The following is a 3,738-nucleotide window of genomic DNA, read 5'->3' as shown; positions in this document are numbered from 1 at the left end:
GGGCCCCCGCCCCCCCCCCCCGCCCCTGGGTGCCCGCAGTGGGCTGAGGTGGGGTCAGCTGGTGCTGCAGGAGACGGTCGGCCAGGTGGTGCTGCCGTTCTTCATGATGGTCATGCCCCAGTTGTTGCCCGCGCCGTTGGGGGTGGCGACGAGGGTCTGGGCGTTGGGGTAGCTGGCGTTGATGTTCCAGGTCGAGCTGATCTTCTCGGGGGAGGGGACGTTGACGGTCACCTTCCAGGTGCTCGACCCGGTGACGGAGACGTTGAGGTTGTAGCGGTCGCTCCAGGAGTCACCGGCGGAGAGCGTGGCGGTGCACGTGCCGCCGCCACCGCCGCCACCGCCACCACCCGTGGTGCCGAGGGTGATGTTGGAGTTGCCGCTGCTCTGGTAGCCCTCGGTGGCGAGGATCTCGTAGTTCATGGTGCCGAGGTTCATGCCGTACCTGGCCCACGCGTCGAAGTGGTTGGCGACGGTGATGGTGCCGCCGGTGCGCTTCGACTGGCGGACGCTCCAGTACTGGTTGAAGGTCTTGTTGCCCTCGATGGAGGGGGCGTTGTAGCGGGTGGTCTCTTAGATGTCGTAGGTGCCGCCGTCGCTGGTGACGGTGCCCTTGTAGGTGCCGGTGGGCTTGTAGGAGCCGTAGTTGTCGACGATGTAGTACTCGACGAGGGGGTTGGTGCTCCAGCCGTAGAGCGACAGGTAGGCGTTGCCGTTGGTGCTCCACGTGCCGGAGTAGGTGACCGGGTTGCGGGATCCGGTGCTCCAGCCCTTGCCGGCGACGAAGTTGCCGGCGTTGCTCCAGGAAGTGCCGTAGTTGCCGCCGCCGTTCAGGGACATCGAGGCCGCGCCGCTGCCTTCGGTCCAGAACGAGTAGAAGTATCCGCCGTCGTTGCCGGTCTGGTTCGTGGTGACGGTCGCGGCGTCGGCGGTGCCTGGCAGGACCAGGACGGCTGCGAGGGCCAGTACGACGACGCGGGTCCTGCCGGCCAGCCGCCAGAGGCGGCGGGCGAGGCGGCTCTTGGGGTGGGGGATGTCCACGGAGGTGATCCGTCCTGCCGATGGGTGGGGGAGGTGGGTGGGGGCAGCGCTGTGACGCCGCCCGGCCACAAGGGGCGGCTGGGCCGGACGGCGTCACACAGCGGTGCACGGGAACCAACGTGCCGTCAACAGTGCAGCGCCCGAGACCAGTTGGCGGATGAAGACCCGGATCCAAGGCGGCTCGGACTTGTCGACGGCGACAGTGTTGGTCGGCGCGCGACGGACTGTCAACACTTTCGACCGGAACGGCGATAGCTTCGCCCGCCCTCGAATCGGCCTCATGGGCAAAGCTGCTGGCCAACGGCTCGCCGGTCGCCGCGGGTGCAGGGGCTCGGCTGCGAGCTCACCGATTGGGCGGCGACTTCCTCCGGGTCGGGGCGCAAGTGGCGATGAGGAAGGTGCGAAAAGTTTCGTAACGGTGCGATGTCTCGGCAGGTCACGCTGCCGGACTTCTCGCGGCCGGGAGACCGCCGCCTGGGGCCGCGGGATCGGGTCGGCACTGGCGTGGCGAAGGGCTTCGACGCCGGTCAGGGTGGGATCCCGGTAGGTGACTTCGGCGGCGGCGCGGCAGCGGTTCGGCGGTGGCCGCAGAGCGGCACGGCGCGGCCGGAGGTGCGCGACTCACGGGCGGGCGAGGGAGTGGTCAACCTCGCGCCGTGGAAGGGCATTCGGGCTCGGGCTGGCCCGGGGCGCTGCAGGGGCTGGTCGGGCCGCCGACAGGTTCCGCGTCGTTGCGGGTCGGCGGCCGACCTGCCCGTTCCGCGCCCTCAGCCTGGGCGGGGGCGCGGAACGGGAACCGCCGATCGGGCGAGCGAAGCGGGGGTGCTGCTCGACGGGCGGAGTTCGGAAGGCTGGCGAGGCGAGGGCGGCGCAGGCTCGGGCGGCGCAGGCTCGGGCGGGCCGGGAGGCTTCCCCCGGGGAACCCCGAGCTGGCTGGGCGGCCTCGCCAGGGAAGCCCCCGAGTCGGTCGGGAGGCTTCATCGGGGAAGCTCCGAGCAGACCGTGCGGCTTCCGCCGTGAGCCCCCGGAGCCGGCTGGGCGGCCTCGCCCGTGAAGCTCCAAGCCGGCAGGACGGCCTCGCCCGTGAAGCCCCGAGCCCGGGCTGGGCGGCCTCACCGGTGAAGCTCCGAGCCGGCCGTGCGGCTTCGCCCGTGAAGCCCCGAGCCGGGCTGGGCGGCTTCGCCTCTGAAGCCCCCGAGCCAGCCGTGCGGATTCCCCGTGAAGCCCCGGCCCCGCCGGACATCGGGGCAGGGGCCCGGAGGAGTTCGCCGCTCTGCCCGGCAGTGGCCGACGGCTCAGTCGTCGGTGCCGCCAAGCGCTTCGACGAAGCGGTTGAGGAACTTCCCTGCCGGGTCGACTTCCTGACGCAGGGCCAGGAAGTCCGGGAGCCGCTCGTAGGCGCCGGCGGCCCGGTCGGTGAGCGTGATCTTTCCCCAGTGGGGACGGGCGCCCAGCGGCAGCAGGGCCTGCTCCACTGCGACGAGCGCCGGGGTGAGGGCGGCGAGGTCGGGCTTCCAGGTGAAGTGGAAGGCCACCGACGCGCGCCCGTGGGACGGGCTCAGCCACAGGTCGTCCGCTGCCACCGTGCGCACCTCGGAGATGTGCAGCACGGGTGCCAACTGCGCTCCCAGGGCACGAAGTTCGGCGACCGCTGCCGGGGCGGCCGCGCGTGGCAGCAGGAACTCGGACTGGAGCTCCTGCCCGCTGCTGGGCGTGAACTCGGGGCGGAAGTGCGGCAGCCGTTCGTGCCAGGGGCCCGGAACTCCCAGCTGGGGTGTGCAGTTGACGGCGGGCATGCCCGGTACCGGGTGTTCGGGGCCGTCGGCCGGCCGCGCGCCGGGGACGCTCGCGGCCGGAGCGCCGTCGTCGAGCTGCTTGACCCAGACCCGGCCGGTGTCCGAGCCCCAGTCGGTGAACAGGCTGACGCTGTGGCCGGCGGCGTGGATCTCGTCCAGCCGGGCGGCGTAGTCGGCCAGCGAGAGCCCGACGTGGACGTACTGGCGCACGTCGAAGGCGGGGACCACGTCCAGGGTGAGCGCGGTGACGATGCCGAGCGCGCCCAGGTGCACCACCGTGCCCGGACCGGTGGCCGTGCTCAACTCACCGTCCGCGCCGACGACTTCCAGCGAGCGTACGGCGGCGGCGAGCGACCGGAGGCGGTCGCCCGAGCCGTGCGTTCCGGTGGCGGTGGCGCCGCCGACGGAGATGTGCGGCAGGGAGGCCAGGTTCTCCAGCGCCAGGCCCGCCGCGTGCAGGGCGACCGCCAGCTCCGCGTAGCGGGTGGCCGCCGAGACGGTGACGGTCCGGGCGTCCGGGGCGATGTCGATCCGGGTGGGCAGGCCGTCGAGCAGCACCAGGTCGCCCGCGGTGTCCGCGACCGTGCTGAACGAGTGGCCGCTGCCCACGGCCCGGATTCGGTCGCTGCGGCGCACCAGTTCCTGCAACTCATCCACGGTGCGCGGTCGGTGGACGGCGCGCGCACCGAAGGTGAGGTTGCCCGCCCAGTTGGTCAGGGAGCCGTTGGTCGTCATCGGTTCACACCCGGGATGAAGGGGGAATCCCGGCGCGAACGCGCGGGCACCCGTGGACGGTGGACGGTGCAGGGTCAGCGGGCGCCGAGGAGGTGTTCCAGGGCGAGTTGGTCGAGGTGTTCGAAGGCCATGCCGCGGTCGGCGGCGGTGGTGGGGTCGAAGTCCTCGT

General features: G+C 72.1%; 1 protein-coding gene and 1 pseudogene. Both read right to left on the bottom strand.

From position 1 onward, the window contains the following. Positions 1 to 54: 54 nt before the first annotated feature. A pseudogene (locus AB0K51_RS34665) lies at positions 55 to 990 on the bottom strand (glycoside hydrolase family 11 protein). 1,343 nt (positions 991 to 2,333) lie between these two features. Next, positions 2,334 to 3,569 carry an FAD-binding protein gene (locus AB0K51_RS34660; RefSeq protein ID WP_363462254.1) on the bottom strand — a complete coding sequence of 412 codons (1,236 nt, stop codon included), beginning with the start codon at positions 3,567 to 3,569 and terminating at the stop codon, positions 2,334 to 2,336. Positions 3,570 to 3,738: the final 169 nt, after the last annotated feature.

The sequence above is a fragment of the Kitasatospora sp. NPDC049285 genome, from assembly GCF_040678815.1.
Taxonomy (GTDB): domain Bacteria; phylum Actinomycetota; class Actinomycetes; order Streptomycetales; family Streptomycetaceae; genus Kitasatospora.
Note: the sequence above shows the minus strand (reverse complement) of the source record. Positions and strands in the feature narration are given on the sequence as shown.

Bases quoted from the DNA above. Each gene is read 5' to 3' on its own strand.
- AB0K51_RS34660 (WP_363462254.1), bottom strand. From the start codon at position 3,569: ATGACGACCAACGGCTCCCTGACCAACTGGGCGGGCAACCTCACCTTC.